Origin of the sequence: Escherichia sp. HH41S (assembly GCF_009820115.1) — a bacterium.
Taxonomy (GTDB): domain Bacteria; phylum Pseudomonadota; class Gammaproteobacteria; order Enterobacterales; family Enterobacteriaceae; genus Escherichia; species Escherichia coli_F.
Genome location: NZ_VNXE01000113.1, coordinates 75,552 through 102,185 on the forward strand (window position 1 = coordinate 75,552; position 26,634 = coordinate 102,185).

Sequence of the window (26,634 nt, forward strand, 5' to 3'; positions counted from 1 at the left end):
GCTAAATTGCCGGATGCGGCGCGAGTACTTTATCCGGTTTATAAATGTAGGCCGGATAAGATGCGCCAGCATCGCATCCGGCATTCAGGCAACGTAGCTGGCATTTATTTCAACGACATATGCGTGGCAACGGTAATATTTTGTGGTGACGGTTTTCCGGCAATTAAGCGGAATAATAACTCGCAGCTTTGTTGACCTAACTCCTGCGTCGGAACATCGATGCCGCCCGGTGCAGGCGTTAATATAAACGACAGCGTTTCATTACTATAACCCACCACCGCTAACTGCTGCGGAATAGCAATGTTTTTCTCTGCCGCCGCACGATAAATGCTCATTAATTTCAGGCTGTCAGTAGCAAACACTGCCTCAGGCAACGGTGACTGGCTTAATAATTCCCGCGCGGCTTGCAGTGCTGTCTCATGGGTATAACCGCCGTCAACGATCCACTCATTGCGCACTGCAATATTATGATCTTCCAGACTTTGCTTATAACCATTAACGCGGTCAACCGAAACATGGACATCAAGCGGAGCATGTAGGCAGGCAATATTTTTATGTCCACTTTCAATTAATGCATCGGTCAGCGCAATACTGTCGCCAAAATTATCGGTATCGACAGAATAAACATGGGCATATTCACCTTCAACTTTGCCAATTACTACCACCGGAATATCGTATTTATCGAGTTGGGCGAAAAAAGACTCATCTGCTGGCGAACTTAGCATAATAATGCCTTTAATCATTTTCTGCTTAATTTTGCTTTCACATTTTTGTAAGTCTTCAGCTGGGTTGTGCGACGTCTGCAATATCACGTCGAAACCCTCATCTTCCGCTTTGGCGGTAATGGCATGCAAAACTTCGGAGAAAAACGGGTTACCCGCCGTAGTTTTGGTCGAGCGGGTAGAAATCACCATAATGGCATCAAAGCCCGAAGAGGTCAGCGCGCGGGCCAGTTTATTTGGCTGATACTGTAATTCTTCAATGGCCCGTAACACTTTTTCGCGCGCTTCCGGGGAGATATTGGTTTGCTTATTCAGCACGCGTGATACGGTGGATTTTGATACGCCGGCAACCCTGGCAATATCATAAATAGTAGGGGACATAGGTCAGGAACTCCGTCCGAACGTGAATGCTGCACATCTTATGGAGTTCGCCTCAAGATGACAACACGGGCAGTTGATAATCAAGGGCATGGCCCCCACATTCATATCCTTACGAATGATTTTTTTCTGGTCCACAGGACAGCAATGAAGCGACTTAAAAATGAACTTAATGCGCTGGTGAATCGGGGTGTCGACAGACATCTGCGCCTCGCTGTAACCGGACTTAGCCGCAGCGGCAAAACCGCGTTTATCACTGCGATGGTCAATCAGTTGCTCAATATTCATGCCGGAGCACGCTTGCCGCTATTAAGTGCGGTGCGTGAAGAGCGCCTGCTGGGCGTAAAACGCATTCCCCAGCGTGACTTTGGCATTCCACGCTTCACCTACGATGAAGGGCTGGCGCAGTTATATGGCGATCCTCCCGCCTGGCCGACCCCAACACGCGGCGTCAGTGAGATTCGCCTGGCGCTACGCTATAAATCGAACGATTCGCTGTTGCGTCACTTCAAAGACACTTCCACGTTGTATCTGGAGATAGTGGATTATCCTGGCGAATGGTTACTCGACTTGCCGATGTTGGCGCAGGACTATTTAAGCTGGTCGCGCCAGATGACGGGCTTACTCAATGGTCAGCGCGGCGAATGGTCGGCAAAATGGCGAATGATGTGCGAAGGGCTGGACCCACTAGCACCTGCCGACGAAAACCGTCTTGCAGACATTGCTGCCGCATGGACCGATTATCTCCACCACTGCAAACAGCAGGGGCTGCACTTTATTCAGCCTGGACGTTTTGTCTTGCCGGGCGATATGGCAGGTGCGCCCGCGCTGCAATTCTTCCCGTGGCCCGATGTCGATGCCTGGGGCGAATCAAAACTTGCACAGGCCGACAAGCACACCAATGCCGGAATGCTGCGCGAACGATTTAATTATTACTGCGAGAAAGTGGTGAAGGGGTTCTATAAAAATCACTTCCTGCGTTTTGATCGGCAGATTGTGCTGGTGGACTGCCTGCAACCGCTCAACAGTGGGCCACAGGCATTTAATGATATGCGTCTGGCGCTGACGCAGCTGATGCAAAGTTTCCACTACGGGCAGCGAACCCTGTTCCGGCGTTTGTTTTCGCCGGTTATCGATAAGCTATTGTTTGCTGCCACTAAAGCAGACCATGTGACCATCGATCAGCACGCCAATATGGTTTCATTACTGCAACAACTGATTCAGGATGCCTGGCAAAATGCGGCGTTCGAAGGGATCAGTATGGACTGCCTGGGGCTGGCGTCAGTTCAGGCGACCACCAGCGGCATTATTGATGTTAACGGTGAGAAAATCCCGGCGCTGCGCGGTAATCGACTCAGTGATGGTGCACCGCTCACTGTTTATCCTGGCGAAGTTCCCGCACGTTTGCCTGGTCAGGCGTTCTGGGATAAGCAAGGCTTCCAGTTTGAGGCGTTTCGTCCGCAGGTGATGGATGTCGACAAACCGCTGCCGCATATTCGTCTTGATGCTGCGCTGGAATTTTTAATAGGAGATAAATTGCGATGACCGAACCGTTAAAACCACGTATTGATTTCGACGGTCCACTGGAGGTCGATCAGAATCCAAAATTCAGGGCGCAGCAGACCTTTGACGAAAATCAGGCGCAAAATTTTGCCCCGGCCACGCTCGACGAAGCGCAGGAAGAAGAGGGGCAAGTTGAAGCGGTGATGGACGCAGCGTTACGTCCGAAACGCAGCCTGTGGCGCAAAATGGTGATGGGCGGGTTGGCTCTGTTTGGTGCAAGCGTTGTCGGGCAGGGCGTGCAGTGGACGATGAATGCCTGGCAAACTCAGGATTGGGTAGCGCTGGGTGGATGTGCCGCTGGGGCATTGATTATCGGCGCTGGCGTAGGTTCAGTGGTAACAGAGTGGCGGCGCTTATGGCGCTTGCGACAGCGCGCCCATGAACGCGACGAAGCGCGCGATTTGTTGCACAGTCACGGCACGGGTAAAGGCCGTGCATTCTGCGAAAAACTGGCGCAGCAGGCGGGCATCGACCAGTCGCATCCGGCACTGCAACGCTGGTATGCCTCAATCCATGAAACGCAGAACGATCGTGAAGTGGTCAGCCTGTATGCTCATCTGGTCCAGCCGGTTTTAGATGCCCAGGCGCGGCGCGAAATCAGTCGCTCAGCGGCGGAATCAACGTTAATGATCGCCGTTAGCCCGCTGGCGCTGGTGGATATGGCATTTATCGCCTGGCGCAATCTGCGTTTGATCAATCGCATCGCCACGCTGTATGGCATTGAACTGGGATATTACAGCCGTTTGCGCCTGTTTAAGCTGGTATTGCTGAATATCGCTTTTGCCGGAGCCAGCGAATTGGTGCGCGAAGTGGGGATGGACTGGATGTCGCAAGATCTCGCTGCGCGTTTGTCTACCCGGGCAGCTCAGGGGATTGGTGCTGGACTTCTGACGGCACGACTGGGGATTAAAGCTATGGAGCTTTGCCGCCCGCTGCCGTGGATTGACGATGACAAACCTCGCCTCGGGGATTTCCGTCGTCAGCTTATCGGTCAGGTGAAAGAGACGCTGCAAAAAGGCAAAACGCCCAGCGAAAAATAATGCAATATCGGGTGCTGACCGGATATCTTTACGCCGAAGTGCCCGTTTTTCCGTCTTTGTGTCAATGATTGTTGACAGAAACCTTCCTGCTATCCAAATAGTGTCATATCATCATATTAATTGTTCTTTTTTCAGGTGAAGGTTCCCATGCGTCTGGAAGTCTTTTGTGAAGACCGACTTGGTCTGACCCGCGAATTACTCGATCTACTGGTGCTGAGAGGCATTGATTTACGCGGTATTGAGATTGACCCCATTGGGCGAATCTACCTCAATTTTGCCGAACTGGAATTTGAAAGTTTCAGCAGTCTGATGGCCGAAATACGCCGTATTGCAGGTGTTACCGATGTGCGCACTGTTCCGTGGATGCCTTCCGAACGTGAGCATCTGGCGTTGAGCGCGTTACTGGAGGCGTTGCCTGAGCCTGTGCTTTCTGTTGATATGAAAAGCAAAGTGGATATGGCGAACCCGGCGAGCTGTCAGCTTTTTGGGCAAAAATTGGATCGCCTGCGCAACCATACCGCCGCGCAATTAATTAACGGCTTTAATTTTTTACGCTGGCTGGAAAGCGAACCGCAAGACTCGCATAACGAGCATGTCGTTATTAATGGGCAGAATTTCCTGATGGAGATTACGCCTGTTTATCTTCAGGATGAAAATGATCAACACGTTCTGACCGGTGCGGTGGTGATGTTGCGCTCGACGATTCGTATGGGCCGTCAGTTGCAGAATGTCGCTGCACAGGACGTCAGTGCCTTCAGTCAAATTGTCGCCGTCAGCCCGAAAATGAAGCATGTTGTCGAACAGGCGCAGAAACTAGCGATGCTAAGCGCGCCGTTGCTGATTACGGGTGACACCGGTACAGGTAAAGATCTCTTTGCCTACGCCTGCCATCAGGCAAGCCCACGAGCGGGCAAACCTTACCTGGCGCTGAACTGCGCGTCTATACCGGAAGATGCGGTCGAGAGTGAACTGTTTGGTCATGCTCCGGAAGGTAAAAAAGGGTTCTTTGAGCAGGCGAACGGTGGTTCGGTGCTGTTAGATGAGATAGGCGAGATGTCGCCAAGGATGCAGGCGAAATTACTGCGTTTCCTTAATGATGGTACTTTCCGTCGAGTTGGTGAAGATCATGAAGTGCATGTCGATGTAAGGGTTATTTGCGCTACGCAGAAGAATTTGGTCGAACTGGTGCAAAAAGGCGTGTTCCGTGAAGATCTCTATTATCGTCTGAACGTGTTGACGCTCAATCTGCCGCCGCTACGTGACTGTCCGCAGGACATCATGCCGTTAACCGAGCTGTTCGTCGCCCGCTTTGCCGACGAGCAGGGCGTGCCGCGTCCGAAACTGGCCGCTGACCTGAATACTGTACTTACGCGTTATGCGTGGCCGGGGAATGTGCGCCAGTTAAAGAACGCTATCTATCGCGCACTGACACAACTGGACGGTTATGAACTTCGTCCCCAGGATATTTTGTTGCCGGATTATGACGCCGCAACGGTAGCCGTGGGTGAAGATGCGATGGAAGGTTCGCTGGACGAAATCACCAGCCGTTTTGAACGCTCGGTATTAACCCAGCTTTATCGCAATTATCCCAGCACGCGCAAACTGGCAAAACGTCTCGGCGTTTCGCATACCGCGATTGCCAATAAGTTGCGGGAATATGGCTTAAACCAGAAGAAAAGCGAAGAGTGATTGTGCTGGCTGCGCCGTTCAGGCGCAGCGGCAACGTTCATTTGATGCCAAACTTTTTATGCCAGGCTTCCACATGGCGCGCCGTTTGACGCAGCGGCGCATTCACTAAATAGTTCTGAATCCAGGGTGTTTCCATCCAGTAGCGGACTTTTTCCGGCGCGTGCGTGAGGCAGTGCATCACGGCGGCATGATGAAATGAATTTGCTGAATTATCATAACCATCATAGGCACCTTCACCGATCCCACGCACTAATACGCCATGTTCCAGCATGGTCGCCAGAACGGGAATTTGTTCTGGAATATGCACAAAGAAATTTAAAAGTTGACCGCCTTTTGCCAAAGCATAGTGTTCCAGCCCCTGAAGGAACCAGTTAACCTGCGGCATATAGTTTGAGTAGATGTGCAGGTTGTAACGCAGGAGGGCCGTTGCTAGCGCATGTGAAAATCGCGGCTGATTTTTACCAAACTCAGCGATGGTAAGGACGCTGTCCAGCGATAACCTCGAACTGAAAGCCAGTGCCATTATTTCCGGTAGTTCCGGTTGTCCAAAGTGCGCGGCGGCGGCGCTACGGCAATCAGCGCGGTCAAACGTGGCGAGCATGGCGTAAATAGGGTCAGCAACGTCATGCGGCTCGTGGGCCAGTTGTTTGAAAATGTCGCCAGCATGTCCGCATTTCATAGCTATCCAGCAGAGATTAACAAATTCACCCGCCATATTGTCATTTACGAAATAGGCATCCGGATACTGATGTAATTCAAAGGACAACCCGGCAACCCATATGAAACGCATCGGAAAGACAAACGGTTCCGCAATCAGTTGTATAAACTCTGCGGCATCAAAGCATTTTCCTTCCTGGCGCTCAAACAAATAACGGGCAATATCTGGGTGAGAAAGTGAACCCCGACGAGGCCATTGGGCGGCAAATTCATGCCACTGATAACTATCATTATGATGCCGGTGAGCGATATTATTTAGCTCAGATGTCTGAAAGGCCGCTTTCGCTGCAATATATTCCACACTATCCAGCTGACGATATTCATAAACCGCTTCGCCGGGCGAGATTAATTTTCGACTAATCGCGCAGCGCTTTCGGGACTTACCGCCAAGAACCTTTTCATAAAGTGACATGAAGGGACCAGAATGCACAACATCATGTCCGACGGTGAGAAATTTATCCTGCAACGCCTGAAACTCTGCGCTGTGCAAGAGATTATTCAGCAAGGTACTAAGTTCAGGCTTTATGCGGCGCTTTGCGCCAGTTGAAACGAAAAGATCATGGAAATGACCATCATTGTTGCGGATTAATTGTTTTACCCAGGTTAGCGCTTCACTTAGCTGATCAGTAGACGAAAATAAACCAATCGCATAGAGATAAAAGTCTGAGTAGGTATGGATATGATTTAATGGTTCTTTTTTACTGCGTACAAAAGAGATCGCATCGGAAAACTGTGCATTGTGGATCAAATGGCGCAAATGGCGGGTATATTGCTTCCAGGTATTACAGGTTCGCTCATCCAGAACGCCCGCATTAATTAACCACGCTTGTTTTGCCAGCAACCAAGTTTCATCATAATAAGCAGGCCCTAACGGGTGGTAATCCGCGATAAACGCTTTCAGCGCATAAGGGGTAAAATTTGGGGCGACAGGGTTATCTTCCGGGACATCGCTGGCATGGAAAAGCGATTCAAGAACAGCGGATGCTTTATTCCAGTCTTCCATTGCGCAAGCGGCGTTAAATAACACCATTCTTAATGCCGGGTAACGCGATAATGCTGTAAAAACAGGCGTACTGCCTCTCCATGAACTATATCCATTTGGATTAAAGAAATGGTAATCAGTAATGGCTGCTTCGAGCCAGGTTTCTGCACCACTAGCCTCGCCGCAGTGAACCATCGCCGCTGCGCCAAGAAAAATACCGGCTGCAGCTGCCGGCGGTAAACATGAACTACCTTGTTCAATAGGATCTGGCGCTAGCTCTAAAAGCCATTCTGCATGGTTCGTTAGTGCCTCGGCAATGGCAGGAATGTCCGTTGAACAGCAATTGTGTTTAAGCCAGACCGTAATTTGTTTATCATCCATAATAGTCATCACTCCGCTGGGCCAATAATGGCAAAGAGCAATCTTAATGCACAACGGTTAGGGGGAATAGTGGCAGGAACTCTGGAAAATAATGGGACTGGTAGATCAAAAAACTGCCGTTCACCGGTGGTGATTCAGTGAACGGCACAGTTGTTTAGCGCAGTACAGCCAGAGCTGCTTCGTAATCCGGCTCGGTGGTGATTTCATCCACCAGCTGGCTGAAAATCACATTGTCATTTTCATCAATAACCACAACGGCACGCGCTGCCAGACCTTTCAGTGGGCCATCAGCAATTGCCACACCGTAGGCTTGCAGGAATTCAGCGTTACGGAAAGTGGAGAGGGTGATAACGTTGTTCAGACCTTCTGCGCCGCAGAAACGAGACTGGGCGAACGGCAGATCGGCAGAGATACACAGCACAACGGTGTTGTCGATCTCGGTTGCCAGTTGGTTAAACTTACGTACTGATGCGGCGCAAACACCGGTATCAATACTCGGGAAAATGTTCAGCACTTTGCGTTTACCCGCAAACTGACCGAGGGTGACGTCAGACAGATCTTTTGCCACGAGAGTAAAAGTCTGCGCTTTGCTACCCGCCAGCGGGATGGAATTGGCGACTGTAACCGGGTTGCCCTGGAAATGAACGGTTTGTGACATGATTATCTTTCCTGTTTACATATAGTTAACGTCACACCTAGTTTATGCTAACTGTCAATAACACAGCAAACGCTATTTGCGCTTAATCCGCAGACCACCGCGACAACAAGGAGTAAAGATGAGAACCGTTAAGGTATTTGAGGAAGCCTGGCCCTTACATACCCCGTTTGTGATTGCTCGGGGAAGTCGTAGTGAAGCGCGCGTGGTGGTGGTTGAACTGGAAGAAGAAGGTATTAAAGGCACCGGTGAATGCACGCCGTATCCGCGTTATGGAGAAAGTGATGCCTCGGTAATGGCGCAAATTATGAGCGTCGTGCCGCAATTAGAGAAAGGGCTGACACGGGAGGAGTTGCAAAAAATTCTCCCTGCCGGCGCAGCACGTAATGCGCTGGATTGTGCATTGTGGGATCTGGCGGCGCGAAAACAGCAGCAATCGCTGGCTGATTTGATCGGCATAACGCTTCCCGAGACAGTCACCACTGCCCAGACGGTAGTCATCGGTACGCCTGATCAGATGGCCAATAGTGCATCAACACTCTGGCAGGCAGGTGCGAAATTACTGAAAGTGAAGCTGGATAACCATCTTATCAGTGAGCGGATGGTGGCAATTCGCACAGCTGTGCCCGATGCGACGCTGATCGTTGATGCAAATGAATCCTGGCGTGCAGAAGGGTTGGCGGCGCGTTGCCAGCTATTGGCGGATTTAGGCGTTGCGATGCTTGAACAACCGCTTCCTGCGCAGGACGATGCGGCACTGGAGAATTTTATTCATCCGTTACCGATTTGTGCAGATGAAAGTTGTCATACTCGTAGCAATCTGAAGGCGCTGAAAGGGCGCTATGAGATGGTTAACATTAAGCTCGATAAAACGGGTGGCCTGACGGAAGCGCTGGCGCTGGCGACTGAAGCACGTGCACAAGGTTTTAGTCTGATGCTGGGCTGCATGTTGTGTACCTCTCGTGCCATTAGCGCCGCTTTACCGCTGGTGCCGCAGGTCAGTTTCGCCGATCTTGACGGACCGACCTGGCTGGCGGTAGATGTGGAACCGGCGCTTCAGTTCACAACGGGCGAATTGCATCTTTAGGATGCCAGCGCAGCAAGTTTGCCATCGCAAAGAGATATTTTTCGCTGGCTTCGTCGGAGGAGATGGGCGGAAACTCTGCGGTGATGCAATGCAGGTTGAGATCCGCACACCAACTGCCGAAAGAGCCAGGCGTTTCATAACCGACGCTGGTGACCAGTGGCAATTCAAACGCCTGGGCCAGCCATTCACCTAATTCGCTGTGTCTGGGGTCTTCAATACAGGCCAGTGGATCGTGGAATGAGACCACCCAGGCAGGTTGAATGCGATGTATAAGCTGGCACAGCGCCTGAGTTTCAGGTTCGGAGCCAGGTTTGTCACCTGTCAGTAAAACGACATCACGTTCTTCAGCGGCGCTGTTCCAGCGATAAACCGTTTCACCTTCCTTCCAGTTTGCTGCCGGAAAGTTTCTATTTAAATCCACGCCATTAGCATTGGCCCGTAACCCTAACTGGCAGCCGTCAGGATTCACACACAGCACCACATGATGGCGGCGCAAAGAAGGTGTCAATGTCCGCAGAGCACAGGAGAGGGTCACGACCGAAGAGTTTTCATCACCGTGGGTGCCAGCCAGAATCAAACCACTTTCGTGACTGGCGGCTGGGGCCGGAAACCAGATCAAAGGCGCGCCCAATAATGAACGTCCGTAATGTTCTGTACCGGGCGGAAATGCGCCGCGTTCGGCGCGTGGGCGAGTTACGGTCATGATCGTCTCTGGTTCAGGAAGTATTACAGGCAGTGTTGTGCAAATTTTGCGGATTATCAAATCCTTTTCTTCAACGCTATGTTATCGATCTTGTATCACTTTTTTGCCGGAAGTTGTTTGCATTTCTTTAAGGCGAAACAAATAATTACGCATGATTATTAACGCAGGTTTGAGGGTAACTTATGAAGCACTCTGTTTCAGTCACGTGTTGTGCGCTGTTGGTCAGCAGCATTTCCCTATCGTATGCTGCAGAAGTTCCGAGCGGCACAGTACTGGCAGAGAAGCAGGAGCTGGTGCGCCATATTAAAGATGAGCCTGCGTCGCTGGATCCCGCTAAAGCCGTGGGTCTGCCAGAGATTCAGGTCATTCGCGATCTTTTTGAAGGACTGGTGAATCAGAACGAGAAAGGGGAGATTGTCCCCGGCGTTGCGACTCAGTGGAAAAGTAATGACAACCGTATCTGGACTTTCACCCTGCGTGATAACGCAAAATGGGCGGATGGCACACCGGTAACGGCACAGGATTTTGTCTACAGCTGGCAACGTCTGGTTGACCCAAAAACGTTGTCGCCGTTTGCCTGGTTTGCCGCGCTGGCGGGAATCAACAACGCACAGGCGATTATTGATGGTAAAGCTACGCCTGATCAGCTAGGCGTCACCGCGGTTGATGCCCGTACTTTGAAAATCCAGCTTGATAAACCGTTGCCGTGGTTTGTGAATTTAACAGCCAATTTTGCCTTCTTCCCGGTGCAAAAAGCTAACGTAGAAAGCGGGAAAGAGTGGACGAAACCCGGAAATCTGGTCGGCAATGGCGCTTATGTTCTTAAAGAGCGTGTAGTCAATGAAAAACTGGTCGTGGTGCCAAATACCCATTATTGGGATAACGCCAAAACGGTGTTGCAAAAAGTGACCTTCCTGCCAATTAATCAGGAATCCGCAGCCACTAAGCGTTATCTCGCGGGGGATATTGATATCACCGAATCCTTCCCCAAAAATATGTATCAGAAGCTGTTGAAGGATATTCCGGGGCAGGTTTATACACCGCCGCAGCTCGGGACCTATTATTATGCGTTTAACACGCAAAAAGGGCCGACGGCAGATCAGCGTGTTCGTCTGGCATTAAGTATGACGATAGATCGCCGCCTGATGACTGAAAAAGTGTTGGGGACGGGCGAAAAACCAGCGTGGCATTTTACGCCAGATGTTACTGCCGGATTCACGCCGGAACCTTCGCCGTTTGAACAAATGAGTCAGGAAGAACTGAATGCGCAGGCAAAAACTTTGTTGAGCGCAGCCGGTTATGGTCCGCAAAAACCGCTGAAGCTGACGCTTTTGTATAATACTTCAGAAAACCATCAAAAAATTGCGATTGCTGTGGCATCGATGTGGAAAAAGAACCTTGGTGTAGATGTCAAACTGCAAAATCAGGAGTGGAAAACCTATATCGATAGTCGTAATACAGGTAATTTTGATGTTATCCGCGCCTCGTGGGTGGGGGATTATAATGAACCCTCCACCTTCCTGACATTATTAACGTCAACGCATTCAGGCAACATTTCACGCTTTAACAACCCGGCCTACGACAAAGTTTTGGCCCAGGCATCGACGGAAAATACCGTTAAAGCGCGTAATGCCGATTACAACGCGGCAGAAAAAATCCTCATGGAGCAAGCACCGATTGCACCAATTTATCAATATACCAATGGACGATTAATCAAGCCGTGGCTGAAAGGTTATCCCATTAATAACCCGGAAGATGTGGCGTATAGCCGGACTATGTATATTGTGAAACATTGATGTGAACTGGCGTTACCCTTGTGGGTAACGCCAGTGATGTCTGAATTAACGACCCTGGTCTGGTGGTGTAATGTTATCCATATACAGCGTCTGGCTTGGGAACGCGAAATCCGCGCCGTGTGACTGTACAATATCGATAATCTTCAAATAAACATCCTGCTGGGCGGCAAGCCATTCAGCCCATACTGTGGTTTTGGTAAAGCAATAAACCATAATATTCAATGACGAGTCAGCAAACTGGTTGAAATAAACCAGTAAGGTTTGTCGCTGGTCGATGGCTGGGTGATTTTTAAGCATCTCACGTACGGCTTCGACAATGGCTCCCACTTTTGCCGCATCCTCATAACGTAAACCGATTGTCGTGGTAATACGTCGGTTGGTCATTCGTCCTGGGTTTTCTACGCTGATAGACGAAAACAGCGAGTTCGGGACGTATAACGGACGATTATCAAAGGTCGTAATTTTGGTAATTCGCCAGCCAATTTCCGCTACTGTACCTTCGATATTTCTGTCCGGTGAACGGATCCAGTCGCCAATACTAAAAGGACGGTCGAAATAGAGCATAATCCCGGAAAAGAAGTTACTCAAAATATCTTTACCGGCCATACCGACAGCCAGACCACCAATACCACCAAAGGTCAGCAAGCCAGAAAGGCTCATACCGAAATGTTCGCCATAAAGCAAAACAAGTACCACAATAATGGTGATTTTGATAATACGCGACATAATCCGCGCACTGGTGATATCGCGACCTTTTTTAATCTGCTGTTTTTCAAACTGATTTATCAGCAGAAATAGTTTAATCGTCAGAATAACCGCAATCAGGGACGTACAGATAAAATCGATAACGCCTGGGGTGATAAATTTGAGTTTATAGTTTTCTATAACATAATTAATGATGCTACCAACAGCACTGATAATTATGGTGTAGATTAAAAATTGCACCGCATGGAATAAAAATCCTTTTCTTTTACGATTTCCGCGGCGAAACCAAAAGCTCATCAGAATCAATGCTGCGCAGCTACCGAAAATAATGACCAGATTAAGCGCATTATTTGTAAACAGTTCAGCGATCATTGTTTTATCAGGCTCCTCCAGATAATTGTCGTCATGCCGGAAACCCCTGGCGGGGATATTTTACCGCGACAATTCATTCAGATCATCAATAGTCAGGGAAGGAAGTAGCAACATTAGCTAACTAATCAATGCGTTGATTGTAAATCCAGCTAAGAGGTGAGGTTTTCAGAGCAGACAACGGTGAAATGTCATGGTATTGTTACGGTTAGGTAACAAGAAATTTGTCTGCACAAGGATTACATCATGATCATGGCGAAACTGAAGTCAGCGAAAGGGAAGAAATTTCTCTTTGGTTTGTTGGCGGTTTTCATTATTGCGGCGTCGGTTGTGACTCGCGCGACCATCGGCGGCGTGATAGAACAGTACAATATTCCGCTGTCTGAGTGGACGACATCAATGTATGTGATTCAGTCATCAATGATTTTTGTTTATAGCCTGGTCTTTACTGTGTTGCTGGCAATCCCGTTGGGAATTTATTTCCTTGGCGGCGAAGAGCAGTAAGTAAAAAATAGGCCCGTTAACTCGGGCCTTGTCAGTTATTGAAGAGTCGTTAATCGTCTTCTTCGTCATCCAGTTCAACGGGTGTCTGATACTGGTCAGGTTTAATGACCAGCAGGTCGCAGCGAAGATGATCAATCACCTGTTCCGCCGTGTTGCCAAGGAATGCTGCTGAAATACCGGTGCGTCCGACCGTGCCCAGAACCACAATCCCCGCCTGTAAGTGCTCCGCCAAATCAGGAATCACCTCTTCTGGTAGACCTTTTTCTACGTGCGTCATGTTTTCATTAATGCCGAATTTCTGCCGCAGGGCTTTCATAGCCAGCAAATGTTGCCCACGAATGGCATCGTTATAAACGCTCGGGTCAAATTCCGGCAGTTCAATCGCGATATTAATTGGCGTTACCGGATAAGCGCCTACCAGATGAACTTCGGTATGATTAACTTGTTCCGCCAGTTCGATCGTCTCTTTAACCAGTTTTTCATTGAGCGCATTATGGTACGGCTCTTCACTGGCGAGATTCACCGCCACCAGCGCCTTACCCCCTTCCGGCCACGGCTGGTCTTTCACCATCCACACCGGGCTTGGGCATTTGCGTAACAGATGCCAGTCCGTTGGCGTAAAAATCACCGCTTCCAGACGGTCATGTTGGTGCGCCATTTTTAGCACCAAATCGTGTCCGCCGCTGATCACTTCCTGAATGATGGCTTCGAATGGACGGTTATGCCAGACCACTTTAATTTCAATGGGAACGCCAGCATTGAGATAATATTTTGCCTGCTCGTGGATCCAGGCTGTTCGCTGGCTGATGACGCCCTGACGCATAGCGGTACGTTCGTCCGGGGAGAGCAGGGTGGTCATTTCGTATGAGAAGTCATAGATCGGCAAAAAGGCTTTAATTTTGCCACCAATCCGTTGATGTAAATAAACAGCTCGCCGCAATGCTGGTTGGTCGTCCTGGTTGGGATCGATAACAACGAGCATGTTCTGATACATAGCCATACAGGGTCTCCTTACAACAACTGTCAACGCAGTTTGTAATTAAAAGATTAACCCATATCTGGTGAATGAAACAGTGATGAACCTTCTGTCAGATCAATAAATCAGAAAAATTTAATGATATGACAGAAGGATAGTGAGTTATGCGGAAGAATCAGGCAACGTTACGCGTGTGACCAGCAAGCTGGGCCAGCGCATCGTTATTTTCGATGGTGATGTATTTACCTTTGACTGCAAGCATGCCGCTTTTCTGGAAGCGACCCAGCAGACGGCTGATGGTTTCTACCGTCAGGCCCAGATAGTTACCGATATCGCCACGAGTCATCGTCAGGCGGAATTCACGAGGGGAGAAGCCGCGTTGGGCAAAACGACGGGACAGGTTGTAGATGAATGCAGCCAGACGCTCCTCGGCATTTTTCTTCGACAACAGCAGGATCATGTCCTGATCGCCTTTGATTTCACCGCTCATCAGACGCATCATCTGCTGACGCAGATTCGGCATTTTACCGGACAAATCGTCCAGCGTTTCGAACGGAATTTCACATACCATCGAGGTTTCCAGCGCCTGCGCGAAGCTCGGGTGATGACCGCTGCCGATTGCATCAAATCCCACCAGGTCACCAGCTAAATGGAAACCAGTGATTTGCTCGTCGCCTTGCTCAGTAATGGTATAACTTTTAATCGTACCGGAGCGGATGGCATAAAGCGATTTAAGTTCATCACCAGCCTTAAACAGCGTCTGGCCTTTCTGAATAGGCTTCTTTCGCTCAATGATATTATCAAGCTGATCAAGCTCATGTTCGTTGAGTGTGAACGGGATGCAAAGCTGGCTGATGCTGCAATCCTGGCAATGGATAGCACAACCGCCAGACTGAATGCGCCGTATAATTCGCTTTTCCGGGATCATAGGTCTGCTCAAGCCGTAATTGATATTTGTCAATTTTAACATCTTTTTAGGGAGCAAGTAAGTCTAAGCAAACCTTAACAGCAGAGAATTCCGATATTAGATGTAAATATATGTCTATCTATTTGAAAACCCTTAAGTTATTAAGGGTAACTTTACATAAAAGTGTGAACAAGCTGGCACAAATTGTTTAATGTTTACAGCAAAAGATAACCTTCGTGGCGTAATAACCACTCTTTTCGCTGAACTCCGCCTGCATATCCGGTCATGGTACCGTTTCTGCCAATGACCCGATGACAAGGCACAACAATGCTGATGGGATTCGATCCATTTGCCGCACCTACGGCACGCGCCGCGCCGGGGCGGCCCAATTGTTCAGCCAGTTGGCCGTAATGCATTACCTGCCCGCAGGGGATTGTGCGTAATGTTTTCCAGACTTCGCGCTGAAATGGCGTCCCCCCCGTGGCAGTGGGAAGCGTATCAATAATGCTAAGATTACCGGCAAAATATTCACGAAGCTTGTCGCTTAAACCACCTGGGTTGGTGGCAGAAATGCGCTCATAGCCTTCTTTGCGGTAATGGATGTCCAGCAGCTGCACCATGCGTTCGCTGTACTCTTCCCATTCAACCGCCCGCAAGTGAAATTGCTCATCGCAAATCACCCACAGTGGACCTAGTGGCGTGGCAATTTTTTCTTCAAGTAATCTCAGCATCCGTTCTCTCTTAAGACAAACGAGGGTAAATCCCCGGACCTATCGGCAGACCGACAAGATACCACGCCAGCAACATCAGCAGCCATACCACCAAAAAGAAAAGTGGATAGGGCAAAACTAACGAATAGTAAGTACCCAGTTTCGCGTCAGGTTTGTAGCGTTGCAGGAATCCAAGAAACAGTGGAACAAAAGGAGATACCGGCGCTAAAGGCAATACGGATGAGTCGGCAATACGAAAGAGGATTTGCGCAAATGCCGGGTGAAAGCCAAGTAGCATAAACATTGGTACGAAAATGGGGGCCAGAATCGACCAGATTGCGGAACCGCTGGCGATAAACATGCATAAGAAAGAGGAAAGCAACGCCAGACCGACAAACGCCGGGATGCCGCTAAGCCCTGAACTTTCGAGTATATCGGTCAGCCCCACCGCGATGAATTTCCCCATGTTGCTCCAGTTAAACATGGCGACAAACTGGGCCAGGGGAAAAACCATCACGATAAATCCCGCCATCTCTTTCATCGGTTCAATCATTAAATGCGGTAAATCCGCCTGACGTCGAATTGTGCGGGTAGCGATGCCATAAGCCAGCGAAACCACAAAGAAAAAGAGAATGATCAGTGGCACGATACCTTTAATAAAGGGGGATGGCATCACGGTGTGATTAATCGGATCGCGCAATATCCCATTTTCCGGGATCACCATCAGCGCAATTGCGGCAATAAAAAGTAGCGATACGACACCTGATATGCGTAAACCAAAACGCTGACTTTCGGTCAAGGTTTGCAGTTTCTCATCGCAATTTCCCTGCCATTGACCTAACCGCGGCTCAATGATTTTGTCGGTTATCAGGCCGCCAACAATCGTCAGTACGACTACGGAGCTGGCCATAAAATACCAGTTATCAATTACACTGACGTGCATTTGCGGATTGAACGCAGCCGCAGCCTCCGTGCTGATCCCCGACAGCAACACGTCGGTTGTGACAATCAGTAAATTAGCCGTAAAGCCGCAACCTACGCCTGCAATGGCGGCCAGTAAGCCTGCAACTGGATGCCTGCCCACCGCCAGAAAAATCAGCGCACCCATCGGTGGCATGATCACTAACGCCGCATCGGAAGAAATGTGGCTGAAAAAAGCAATAAACAGCACCATATAACTGGCGTAGCGAGCATTCACATGCGATGCCATTTTAACCATCAACGCTGGCAGTAAGCCGACGCGCTCCGCCAGACCGGCACCTAAAACCAGCGCCAGGATCGCGCCAAGTGGAGCAAAACCGCTAAAGTTTTTAATAACATTGGGTAAAAACCAGTGTAATCCTTCCACACTGAGCAGGTTTTTCACGACCACTGGCGTACCATCGGTCGGGTTTTTCGCACTGACGCCAAAGGCCGACAAAATTGCCGTCGTCACCATGAGTACGATAATCAAATAGATAAAGAGCAAAAAAGGATGGGGAACCTTGTTACCAATTCTTTCGACCCAGCCATAGAGCTTCCCGGATTGGGAGGACGACGGTATGGATGACATACTCATGGGCATTCCTCGATTGTTGTGTTTGCGTTGTTGTTGTTATTTTAAAGGTGACGGTGTCACGTTTTTCGGAATAGGGCAGTGATACGGTTGCGTGTCCGTAACTTGCTGATGCTCTTGTTGGCATTCTTGCAATAGCCCTGAAACAGTGAAGAGATTGAGTGTGGTTGCTGCCATAGTTTTCGCCGCCAGCAGCATTCCTTTATGAGCAATAGACGTTCGCCCCTGGCTAACCAGTTGCCACGTATGTAGCGGTGTACCGACGGCGAAACAGGGGCTGAAACACTGGGCAACAGGCAGTTTCCAACTGACGTCGCCGACATCAGTCGATGCCGCAAGCACGTTATCGGTGGCGGCATATGGAGCGACTTCATTCGCCAGTACCGTTTCACGATGACGTATTGCAAAAGCCTTGCCGTTTTCTCCACCGGTTGCGGCGATATTATTCAGACTGTTTTGCCGATCGTTGGGGGTGAGCGTAGCCTGAATTTGTTTCGCAAAAGCCAGTTCTTCGGATTTCCATTCAGGGGTTCCAAAATGGGACAGAGCCTGGTACATGGCCTTTTCTAAGGTGCGATTAGGGAGATAACTGGAACAGGCTTTGTCGAAGCGGCATTCAACCGTGGTTTCGGTCATCAATGCCGCACCTTCGGCGATTTTGGCTACCCGATCATAAATATGCTGCACGTCGGTCATTTCGGGGGCGCGGATAAGATAAAGCACTTCTGCCTGCGCCTGGACCACGTTGGGCGAGATCCCGCCGCTCTCTGTGATGGCATAGTGTACGCGCGCTTTTTCAATAATATGTTCGTTGAGGAAGTTGGTGCCAGTGGTCATCAACGTTACGGCATCAAGGGCGCTGCGTCCCAAATGAGGGGAATTTGCAGCATGTGCTGCGATCCCTTTAAAGCGCCATGATGCTTGAATATTTGCCAGCGTGCGGGTATTGAACATACCGGCAAAGGCTTCCGGGTGCCAGGTGAGTGCCGCATCCACATCATCAAATACCCCCTCGCGGACCATGAACGTTTTACCCGAGCCGCCTTCTTCGCCAGGACAACCATAAAAGCGCACCGTGCCGCCTTGCCCATATTGTTCCAGCCATTTCTTGACGGCTATTGCTGCGGCAAAGGCGGCGGTTCCGAGCAAATTGTGTCCGCAACCGTGACCATTTTCACCGGGCGTCGTGGATGTAGGCTGCGCGCAACCTGCTTGCTGACTTAAACCTGCCAGGGCGTCATATTCCCCCAGCAAGGCGATAACCGGTTTGTCTTGACCAAACGAAGCAATAAAGGCATTTGGGATATTGCCTACGTTGCGAGTCACGGTGAAGCCTGCAGATTCCAGCGCCGAAGCCAGATGTTCCGCTGACCAGAACTCTTCAAAACGTGTTTCTGGATGATCCCAGATTTGATCAGCAATATCGGTATAACGTTGGCGATCGGCTTCAATCGCATCGTCGATAAAACGATAGATTTCCTGCATCAGATACCTCGCGTCCAGGGAAAATTGAGCGCGGTGCGCGCCAGCGTTTCGACGGCAATAGCGAGAACCTGCTCGTCAAAATCGAATTTTTCGTTGTGATGACCTGCCGCCAGCTGTGTGCCAAATACCATGTAGGAGGCTTGCCCTTGATGTCGCTGCACGCGGGCCATCATTAATGTGGCATCTTCGGAACCCGCAGGCGCTTCAACACGTTCAATGGCCTGATTGACCCCCGCGACCTGAGCCGCCTGGCTTTGTAACCATGCGACCCATTGCGGCGAAGGAGAACTGGCGGTAGCTGCACCCATCAGCCGAGTTTCAACGCCGACACCATACATGGCTGCTGCGCCCTGAATCGCTTGTTGTGCACGGTCAAAAACATATTGATTAATGACGTCGCTGGCCCCGCGTGTTTCCACTTTCAGCAACGCTGAGGCGGGAACCACATTACGACCGCTTCCTGCCTGCATAACGCCCACGTTTACTCTGGAAGCGCCTTCGCTGTGCGGGGCGATTGCATGCAGTGCAAGAGTTGCTTGTGCTGCCGCCAACAAGGCATTGTGACCATCTTCTGGTTTTGCGCCTGCGTGAGCGGCGGTCCCGGTGAAGTACGCGTCAAATTTGGTTGTTGCCATAAAATTATCACTGCCGCACACCACGGTGCCCGCAGGTACGCCAGTGCCAATGTGCACGGCAGTAAAATAATCAACATCATCCACTACACCTGCATCGACCATCGCCCGCGCGCCACGCGTACCTTCCTCTGCAGGCTGAAAAATCAGTTTGATGATGCCATGTAGTCCGGACTCGAACTGTTTAAGGGTGTGCGCCAGCCCAAGCCCAATAGCGGTATGTCCATCATGACCACAGGCATGCATCATTCCGGCGTTACATGACGCAAAACCGTCGCGGTAGGGGCGATGGCTGACATCCCGTTCTTCACTGAGATCCAGCGCGTCCATATCGACACGGAAAGCCATCACCGGACCGGGGCGACCGGTATCCAGGGTGGCGACGATGCCAGTGAAACCACCTTCAAAAGCCGCAATCCATTGTGCTAACGCACCTTGTTGAAGAGCGCGCTCGAATTCGCGCTGTAGAGTGAATTCATCAGGTAGTCCCATCCGACTACTTTCATTAACGACTTCGCGGCCCAGCGCCAGTGAATAGCCGAGCTGGTGCAATTCTTCTGCAACAAGGGTGGCTGTGCGGAATTCCACCCAGCCAGACTCTGCATAGCGATGAAAATCACGTCGCCAGTGCGATAATCTTGGGGCAAGCGAATTAACAAATTGATTCAAAGACTCCATAACCTTTCCCGTCATCAGTAAAAAATGTGACCCGGTTCACGTAGTGATAGTTTTTACTTATCACTAACTGATTTTTCACAGTTTTAACCGTTCATAAATTACCCTGACACAATCATCTGCATTAAAGTAGATGCCAGTTTCTTTGGTCTGATAAATAACGGTTATCGGTGGCGTCATGGCTTTTCAGGTAAAAATTCATCAAATTCGGGCTTTTGTTGAAGTGGCTCGTCAGGGCAGCATTCGCGGAGCGAGCCGAATGTTGAATATGTCGCAACCGGCACTGAGTAAATCTATTCAGGAGCTGGAAGAAGGGTTAGCGGCGCAACTCTTTTTTCGCCGTAGTAAAGGCGTGACGTTAACTGATGCCGGTGAAAGTTTTTATCAGCACGCCAGTCTTATTCTTGAAGAGCTGCGCGCAGCGCAAGAGGATATTCGCCAACGACAAGGGCAACTGGCAGGGCAAATTAATATCGGCATGGGGGCCAGTATTTCCCGCAGTCTGATGCCAGCTGTCATATCTCGTTTTCATCAGCAGCATCCGCAGGTAAAAGTACGCATTATGGAAGGGCAACTGGTGTCGATGATTAATGAATTGCGCCAGGGAGAACTGGATTTCACCATCAATACCTATTATCAGGGACCCTACGACCACGAATTTACTTTTGAGAAATTACTGGAAAAGCAATTCGCGATCTTTTGCCGCCCAGGACATCCCGCCATTGGTGCCCGTTCGATCAAACAGTTACTGGACTACAGCTGGACAATGCCGACGCCACACGGCAGCTACTACAAACAGTTGAGTGAATTGCTTGACGATCAGGCGCAAACGCCACAGGTCGGCGTAGTCTGCGAGACGTTTTCAGCCTGTATCAGTCTGGTGGCAAAAAGCGATTTTCTCAGCATACTACCTGAAGAAATGGGCTGCGATCCCTTGCACGGACAGGGGCTGGTGATGTTGCCGGTTAGCGAAATTTTACCGAAAGCGGCCTATTATTTGATTCAGCGGCGTGATAGTCGCCAGACACCACTGACCGCGTCATTAATCACGCAATTTCGGCGAGAAAGCGGCTATCTGCAAAGTTAAAACTGCATAAAAAAATAGAGTCTGTCGACATCCGCCAGACTCTACAGTACACACAGCAGTGCATCCGCGTCTTAAATCCGGCATGGTCTCCTCTGCGCCGGTGACTGTGTTATAACGGTTTTAACCTTTAGTTGCCAATTTTCTTCAGTGACAGATTTCACGAAAATATAAGTTACATTATTAACATCGTGAATGAATAATCATGCATAAGCATTTTGCTTAAAATATCGGCAATATTTGGAACTTATTACTGGAATTTTGGGTAATACGTTGTTGGACCGACCCGGTCTGGTTATCATATCGCGCTCTTAATTGCGGGAGGATGTAACATGAACCTTGACGACAAATCGCTGTTTCTTGACGCCATGGAAGATGTCCAGCCGCTGAAACGTGCTACAGATGTCCACTGGCATCCAACGCGTAACCAACGTGCGCCGCAGCGTATCGACACGCTGCAACTTGATAATTTCCTCACCACCGGATTTCTCGACATCATCCCGCTAAGCCAGCCGCTGGAGTTTCGGCGGGAAGGGTTGCAACATGGGGTGCTGGATAAGCTGCGCAGTGGTAAATATCCGCAACAGGCGAGCCTGAATCTTTTGCGCCAGCCGGTGGAAGAGTGCCGCAAAATGGTGTTCAGTTTCATTCAACAAGCCCTGGCGGATGGTTTGCGTAATGTGCTGATTATTCATGGTAAAGGGCGGGAAGATAAATCGCATGCCAATATTGTCCGCAGCTATGTGGCGCGCTGGTTGACCGAATTTGATGATGTCCAGGCATATTGTACCGCGCTACCGCATCATGGCGGCAGCGGGGCGTGTTACGTCGCACTACGTAAAACGGCGCAGGCAAAGCAAGAAAACTGGGAGCGCCACGCTAAGCGCAGTCGTTGATCTCGAGACGCATCCGCGGCTTATGCCGCCAGCACGCGGTTGCGTCCATCATTTTTCGCCCGATACAAAGCATCATCAACGCGTTTAAACAGTTCATCGATGCTTTCATTTCCTTCGTGATGCGCCACACCAATGCTGACGGTAAAGCGTGGTAAGCCCGAAATACTCACTTTTGCCACGCTTACGCGGATAGTTTCAGCCAGCGCAAGCGCGGTATCCAGTGGGGTTCTTGGTAGCAATAAGACAAACTCTTCGCCTCCCCAACGAAACACCAAATCGCCTTTGCGAGCGCAACTTTCGAGAGTGCGGGCGAGGGCGCATAACACCTCATCACCTTTAGAATGCCCATAGAGATCGTTAATGTGTTTAAAACGATCGGTGTCGATGAGCAATAAGCTGTAATCCTGAGCGATGGCGAGGTGCTGCATTTGGCCTGGCTCGGTAATGTGATAAAACTGGCGCCGATTCAGTAATCCGGTCATCGCGTCATGGTGGGCAGCATGTTCCAGCTGCTCCTCCAGCCGTTTTTGCTCAGTAATATCATGCACAATACATAACATGAGCTTGTCGCCATAAATTTCAATCGGCCCAGCATAGGTCTGCACATGACGAGTCGAACCATCCGCCAGTTTATGAACAAAATTCAAAGGCTTATGACCACCGGGTAAATGCGAGATTTCATGCATGATAGGCATGACGCGACGCCCGAGCATATTAATTTCCCAGGTATGTTTCTGGCACATCGTTTCATGGTTATAACCATAGAAATTGAGCGCGGCGAGGTTAGCATCGACGATTTGGCCATCTCGTGAGGGGTCAATCAACAACATTGGTGCAGAGTTAGTCAGAAAAAAGCGCGCATAAAAACCTTGTTTTTTGCGCTGATAATTTGCCGAGCGACTGGCTTTTAAACCCAGCGTTGCCGGCGCTTCGATACCTTCGAAAATAATCACCGGTTCTGCTTCTGTCAGCTCTCGCAAAACAAGCCGACAGCTTAATGCTGTTTCCTCTTCTTTACGTTGAACGGTGAGGATTTCGATAATATCGTGTTGGTTTTGCAGATCGGAGAGGTATTTCGGCAGTTCTTTTTGTGAGGAGACGGAATAGGGACCGGTTCGTAGCTGACTAAACGTGAGGTCTTGCATCAACAGTCGCGCCGCGCTGTTGGCATAAATTAACTGTTCCTCAAAGGGCGAAACGATCCAGACAGGACTGGTGAGTAAGTCCAGGGTATTGAAGTTGTGCGTAATCATTGAGATCCCGTTATTTTTATCAATTTTTGTTGCTATCCGATCGCAATAAAGCCACGTCATATGATCAGATAATTCTGATAATGATAGACGCTATTTAACACTTCACACGGTTTGTATATGGAAAAGCATTTTGCTTTTTGTATTCAATTTAGACAGAATTTTATTAATCATTTCAGGGTAATGGGGTGATGAGATGTTGCGTAACAGGGCCAGAAGGCTAGACTACAAAATAATGCGTTGATGATGGAGGCACTGTGGAAGCGATTAAGGGATCGGACGTTAATGTCCCGGATGCAGTATTTGCCTGGATGCTGGATGGTAGAGGCGGCGTTAAACCGCTGGAAAATACAGATGTGATTGATGAAGCGCATCCCTGCTGGCTCCACCTTAATTATGTACACCATGATAGCGCCCAATGGCTGGCGACAACACCGCTGCTTCCCAATAACGTACGTGATGCGCTGGCGGGCGAGAGCACACGGCCCCGAGTCAGCCGTCTCGGTGAAGGTACGCTGATTACATTGCGCTGTATAAACGGCAGCACCGATGAACGCCCCGACCAACTGGTCGCCATGCGTGTATATATGGACGGGCGGTTAATTGTTTCGACCCGACAACGCAAAGTGCTGGCGCTGGACGATGTGGTAAGCGATCTGGAAGAAGGCACTGGTCCGACCGATTGCGGAGGATGGCTGGTGGATGTGTGCGATGCGTTGACCGATCATTCCAGTGAATTTATTGAGCAGCTGCACGATAAAATTATCGACCTTGAAGATAATCTCCTCGATCAACAAATTCCACCGCGTGGATTTCTGGCGCTGCTGCGCAAACAATTAATTGTTATGCGTCGCTATATGGCACCGCAACGTGATGTTTATGCTCGTCTTGCCAGTGAGCGTCTGCCGTGGATGAATGATGATCAACGCCGCCGAATGCAGGATATTGCCGATCGCCTTGGGCGCGGCCTGGACGAAATTGACGCCTGTATAGCACGGACTGGCGTGATGGCGGATGAAATCGCTCAGGTGATGCAGGAAAATTTAGCCCGTCGCACCTATACAATGTCATTAATGGCAATGGTCTTTTTACCCAGTACGTTTCTGACCGGGTTATTTGGTGTCAACCTTGGTGGGATCCCTGGTGGCGGGTGGCAATTCGGATTTTCAATTTTTTGTATTCTGTTAGTCGTTCTTATTGGTGGTGTTGCTTTATGGTTGCATCGTAGTAAATGGTTGTAACAACAGCAATTTTCCCTACTATCTGTATACAAAAACGCCGCAAAGTTTGAGCGAAGTCAATAAACTCTCTACCCATTCAGGGCAATATCTCTCTTGCAGGTGAATGCAACGTCAAGCGATGGGCGTTGCGCTCCATATTGTCTTACTTCCTTTTTTGAATTACTGCATAGCACAATTGATTCGTACGACGCCGACTTTGATGAGTCGGCTTTTTTTTGCCTGTTATATATCAGCGTCTACCCTTTAAGAGTCCACCCAATGACCGGAGGGAAATATGACGACACTCATTTATTTGCAAATTCCTGTCCCTGAACCGATTCCTGGCGATCCTGTTCCAGTGCCCGATCCAATCCCTCGCCCGCAACCCATGCCTGACCCACCACCCGATGAAGAACCGATTAAATTGTCGCATCGTGAGCGTAGATCTGCGAGGATACGCGCTTGCTAATTTTTGCGTCGATGACCACGAGAACAGATTGTGACCGCTTTTTCTACCCTGAATGTTTTGCCTCCCGCCCAACTCACGAACCTTAATGAGTTGGGTTATTTGACTATGACGCCGGTGCAGGCTGCCGCGCTTCCGGCGATCCTTGCCGGAAAAGATGTTCGCGTGCAGGCGAAAACCGGCAGCGGCAAAACGGCGGCTTTTGGCCTCGGGCTGCTACAGAAAATTGATGCGTCGCTATTTCAGACCCAGGCTTTAGTGCTGTGCCCTACGCGTGAACTGGCGGATCAGGTGGCAGGTGAATTGCGTCGGCTGGCGCGTTTTCTGCCAAATACCAAAATTTTGACTTTGTGCGGTGGTCAACCGTTCGGTATGCAGCGTGATTCGTTGCAACATGCGCCGCATATTATCGTGGCAACCCCAGGTCGTTTGCTGGACCATCTGCAAAAAGGCACGGTATCACTGGATGCGTTGAATATGCTGGTGATGGATGAAGCCGATCGCATGCTGGATATGGGATTTAGCGATGCCATTGATGATGTTATCCGTTTTGCGCCAGCATCTCGACAGACGCTTCTGTTATCGGCAACCTGGCCGGAAGCCATCACCGCAATCAGCGGACGAGTTCAACGCGAGCCATTGGCGATTGAAATTGACTCAACAGATGCTCTGCCTCCCATTGAACAACAATTTTATGAGACATCCAGCAAAGGCAAAATTCCGCTGTTGCAACGGTTATTAAGTTTGCATCAGCCATCCTCTTGCGTGGTGTTTTGCAATACCAAAAAAGATTGTCAGGCTGTCTGCGACGCGCTGAATGACATAGGGCAAAGTGCATTGTCGTTACATGGCGATCTGGAGCAACGTGACCGCGATCAGACCCTGGTACGTTTTGCTAACGGTAGCGCTCGTGTGCTGGTCGCGACGGATGTTGCTGCGCGTGGTCTTGATATTAAATCGCTTGAGCTGGTAGTGAACTTTGAACTGGCGTGGGACCCTGAAGTTCATGTACATCGCATCGGTCGTACAGCGCGTGCAGGAAATAGCGGTCTGGCGATCAGTTTCTGTGCCCCGGAAGAAGCACAGCGGGCCAATATCATTTCTGACATGTTGCAGATAAAACTTAACTGGCAAACGCCGCCAGTTAATAGTTCCATTGTGCCGCTGGAAGCAGAAATGGCAACGTTATGTATCGATGGCGGGAAAAAAGCCAAAATGCGCCCGGGTGATGTATTAGGTGCGCTGACAGGAGATATCGGGCTTGATGGCGCAGATATTGGCAAAATCGCCGTGCATCCGGCGCATGTCTATGTCGCGGTGCGTCAGGCTGTTGCTCATAAAGCATGGAAACAGTTACAGGGCGGGAAGATTAAAGGAAAAACGTGCCGGGTGCGGTTATTAAAATAATGAAATGTTGAATCGCAGGGTGCAAGAGTAAACATCTTCTTCGGGATTGCCGGATGCGACGCTGGCCGCGTCTTATCCGG

Annotated in this window: 24 protein-coding genes; 12 read left to right on the top strand and 12 right to left on the bottom strand. The window is 49.8% G+C overall.

Features of this window, described 5'->3' with window-relative positions:
* Positions 1-104 precede the first annotated feature (104 nt).
* Entirely contained in the window at positions 105-1,103 is a 999-nt protein-coding gene (locus tag FQZ95_RS21370; protein WP_032302950.1) for a LacI family DNA-binding transcriptional regulator, read from the bottom strand.
* 144 nt (positions 1,104-1,247) lie between these two features.
* Between FQZ95_RS21370 and FQZ95_RS21375 the strand changes: the two genes are divergently transcribed.
* The 3 genes from FQZ95_RS21375 (at position 1,248) to tyrR (ending at position 5,392) form a co-directional block, all read left to right on the top strand.
* Positions 1,248-2,645, top strand: a complete 1,398-nt coding sequence (locus FQZ95_RS21375) for a YcjX family protein (protein WP_000825801.1) — start codon at positions 1,248-1,250, stop codon at positions 2,643-2,645.
* Positions 2,642-3,703 (top strand): YcjF family protein, encoded by a 1,062-nt coding sequence (locus FQZ95_RS21380; protein ID WP_000138728.1) that lies wholly within the window; start codon positions 2,642-2,644, stop codon positions 3,701-3,703. Before FQZ95_RS21375 ends, FQZ95_RS21380 begins: the two co-directional genes overlap by 4 nt.
* A 147-nt stretch (positions 3,704-3,850) precedes the next feature.
* Positions 3,851-5,392 (top strand): transcriptional regulator TyrR, encoded by a 1,542-nt coding sequence (gene tyrR / locus FQZ95_RS21385; RefSeq protein WP_032184038.1) that lies wholly within the window; start codon positions 3,851-3,853, stop codon positions 5,390-5,392.
* Positions 5,393-5,429: 37 nt separating this feature from the next.
* On the opposite strand, the gene FQZ95_RS21390 is transcribed toward tyrR, so the two are convergent.
* Complete coding sequence (locus tag FQZ95_RS21390) at positions 5,430-7,472, bottom strand: hypothetical protein (RefSeq protein WP_032184039.1); 2,043 nt, start codon at positions 7,470-7,472, stop codon at positions 5,430-5,432.
* Positions 7,473-7,626: 154 nt separating this feature from the next.
* Positions 7,627-8,130 (bottom strand): thiol peroxidase, encoded by a 504-nt coding sequence (gene tpx / locus FQZ95_RS21395; RefSeq protein ID WP_032184040.1) that lies wholly within the window; start codon positions 8,128-8,130, stop codon positions 7,627-7,629.
* Positions 8,131-8,248: 118 nt separating this feature from the next.
* Here tpx and ycjG point away from each other — a divergent pair, with 118 nt between their 5' ends.
* Positions 8,249-9,214: an L-Ala-D/L-Glu epimerase gene (gene ycjG, locus FQZ95_RS21400; protein WP_032184041.1), complete on the top strand. Its 966-nt coding sequence runs from the start codon at positions 8,249-8,251 to the stop codon at positions 9,212-9,214.
* Here ycjG and mpaA read toward each other — a convergent pair.
* Positions 9,189-9,917, bottom strand: a complete 729-nt coding sequence (mpaA, locus tag FQZ95_RS21405; protein ID WP_032184042.1) for a murein tripeptide amidase MpaA — start codon at positions 9,915-9,917, stop codon at positions 9,189-9,191. The two genes, ycjG and mpaA, sit on opposite strands and share 26 nt — an antisense overlap.
* 182 nt (positions 9,918-10,099) lie before the next feature.
* Here mpaA and mppA point away from each other — a divergent pair, with 182 nt between their 5' ends.
* Positions 10,100-11,713: a murein tripeptide ABC transporter substrate-binding protein MppA gene (gene mppA, locus FQZ95_RS21410; protein ID WP_000683032.1), complete on the top strand. Its 1,614-nt coding sequence runs from the start codon at positions 10,100-10,102 to the stop codon at positions 11,711-11,713.
* 45 nt (positions 11,714-11,758) lie between these two features.
* Here the strand turns inward: mppA and ynaI are convergent, their stop codons facing one another.
* Complete coding sequence (ynaI, locus tag FQZ95_RS21415) at positions 11,759-12,790, bottom strand: low conductance mechanosensitive channel YnaI (RefSeq protein WP_000559893.1); 1,032 nt, start codon at positions 12,788-12,790, stop codon at positions 11,759-11,761.
* A gap of 243 nt (positions 12,791-13,033) precedes the next feature.
* Here ynaI and FQZ95_RS21420 point away from each other — a divergent pair, with 243 nt between their 5' ends.
* Entirely contained in the window at positions 13,034-13,291 is a 258-nt protein-coding gene (locus FQZ95_RS21420; protein WP_000605090.1) for a DUF2534 family protein, read from the top strand.
* A gap of 49 nt (positions 13,292-13,340) precedes the next feature.
* Here FQZ95_RS21420 and uspE read toward each other — a convergent pair whose 3' ends face one another.
* From uspE to abgA, 6 genes are all read right to left on the bottom strand, one after another.
* On the bottom strand, positions 13,341-14,291 hold the full coding sequence (uspE, locus tag FQZ95_RS21425; protein WP_001262123.1) for a universal stress protein UspE: 951 nt from the start codon (positions 14,289-14,291) through the stop codon (positions 13,341-13,343).
* 151 nt (positions 14,292-14,442) lie between these two features.
* Positions 14,443-15,195, bottom strand: a complete 753-nt coding sequence (gene fnr, locus FQZ95_RS21430; RefSeq protein ID WP_000611911.1) for a fumarate/nitrate reduction transcriptional regulator Fnr — start codon at positions 15,193-15,195, stop codon at positions 14,443-14,445.
* Positions 15,196-15,389: 194 nt separating this feature from the next.
* The gene (gene ogt / locus FQZ95_RS21435) at positions 15,390-15,905 is read right to left on the bottom strand and encodes a methylated-DNA--[protein]-cysteine S-methyltransferase (protein WP_039020832.1); all 516 of its coding nucleotides are present in this window, start codon (positions 15,903-15,905) and stop codon (positions 15,390-15,392) included.
* Positions 15,906-15,915: 10 nt separating this feature from the next.
* The gene (gene abgT / locus FQZ95_RS21440) at positions 15,916-17,442 is read right to left on the bottom strand and encodes a p-aminobenzoyl-glutamate transporter (protein WP_088542038.1); all 1,527 of its coding nucleotides are present in this window, start codon (positions 17,440-17,442) and stop codon (positions 15,916-15,918) included.
* A gap of 36 nt (positions 17,443-17,478) precedes the next feature.
* Positions 17,479-18,924 (bottom strand): p-aminobenzoyl-glutamate hydrolase subunit AbgB, encoded by a 1,446-nt coding sequence (abgB, locus tag FQZ95_RS21445; RefSeq protein WP_088542037.1) that lies wholly within the window; start codon positions 18,922-18,924, stop codon positions 17,479-17,481.
* Positions 18,924-20,234, bottom strand: coding sequence for a p-aminobenzoyl-glutamate hydrolase subunit AbgA (abgA, locus tag FQZ95_RS21450; RefSeq protein WP_105288053.1), 1,311 nt, complete (start codon positions 20,232-20,234; stop codon positions 18,924-18,926). The genes abgB and abgA overlap by 1 nt, the downstream gene beginning before the upstream one ends.
* 175 nt (positions 20,235-20,409) lie before the next feature.
* Here abgA and FQZ95_RS21455 point away from each other — a divergent pair, with 175 nt between their 5' ends.
* Together FQZ95_RS21455 and smrA are read left to right on the top strand one after the other, a co-directional pair.
* Positions 20,410-21,318: a LysR family transcriptional regulator gene (locus FQZ95_RS21455; protein WP_088542035.1), complete on the top strand. Its 909-nt coding sequence runs from the start codon at positions 20,410-20,412 to the stop codon at positions 21,316-21,318.
* A gap of 329 nt (positions 21,319-21,647) precedes the next feature.
* Positions 21,648-22,211, top strand: coding sequence for a DNA endonuclease SmrA (smrA, locus tag FQZ95_RS21460; RefSeq protein ID WP_001046832.1), 564 nt, complete (start codon positions 21,648-21,650; stop codon positions 22,209-22,211).
* A 20-nt stretch (positions 22,212-22,231) separates the two neighbouring features.
* Here smrA and dgcM read toward each other — a convergent pair whose 3' ends face one another.
* Positions 22,232-23,464 (bottom strand): diguanylate cyclase DgcM, encoded by a 1,233-nt coding sequence (gene dgcM / locus FQZ95_RS21465; protein WP_088542074.1) that lies wholly within the window; start codon positions 23,462-23,464, stop codon positions 22,232-22,234.
* A 193-nt stretch (positions 23,465-23,657) separates the two neighbouring features.
* On the opposite strand from dgcM, the gene ydaN reads away from it, so the two are divergent.
* The 4 genes from ydaN to dbpA all read left to right on the top strand — a co-directional run bounded on the left by ydaN (position 23,658) and on the right by dbpA (position 26,554).
* A complete protein-coding gene (gene ydaN / locus FQZ95_RS26550; protein ID WP_211180494.1) occupies positions 23,658-23,705 on the top strand; it encodes a protein YnaN in 48 nt (15 codons plus the stop codon).
* 13 nt (positions 23,706-23,718) lie between these two features.
* On the top strand, positions 23,719-24,702 hold the full coding sequence (zntB, locus tag FQZ95_RS21470; protein ID WP_000387385.1) for a zinc transporter ZntB: 984 nt from the start codon (positions 23,719-23,721) through the stop codon (positions 24,700-24,702).
* 274 nt (positions 24,703-24,976) lie between these two features.
* Positions 24,977-25,150, top strand: a complete 174-nt coding sequence (gene ynaL, locus FQZ95_RS26770; RefSeq protein ID WP_001296046.1) for a proline-rich small protein YnaL — start codon at positions 24,977-24,979, stop codon at positions 25,148-25,150.
* Between the two features lie 30 nt (positions 25,151-25,180).
* Entirely contained in the window at positions 25,181-26,554 is a 1,374-nt protein-coding gene (dbpA, locus tag FQZ95_RS21475; RefSeq protein ID WP_160530625.1) for an ATP-dependent RNA helicase DbpA, read from the top strand.
* Positions 26,555-26,634: the final 80 nt, after the last annotated feature.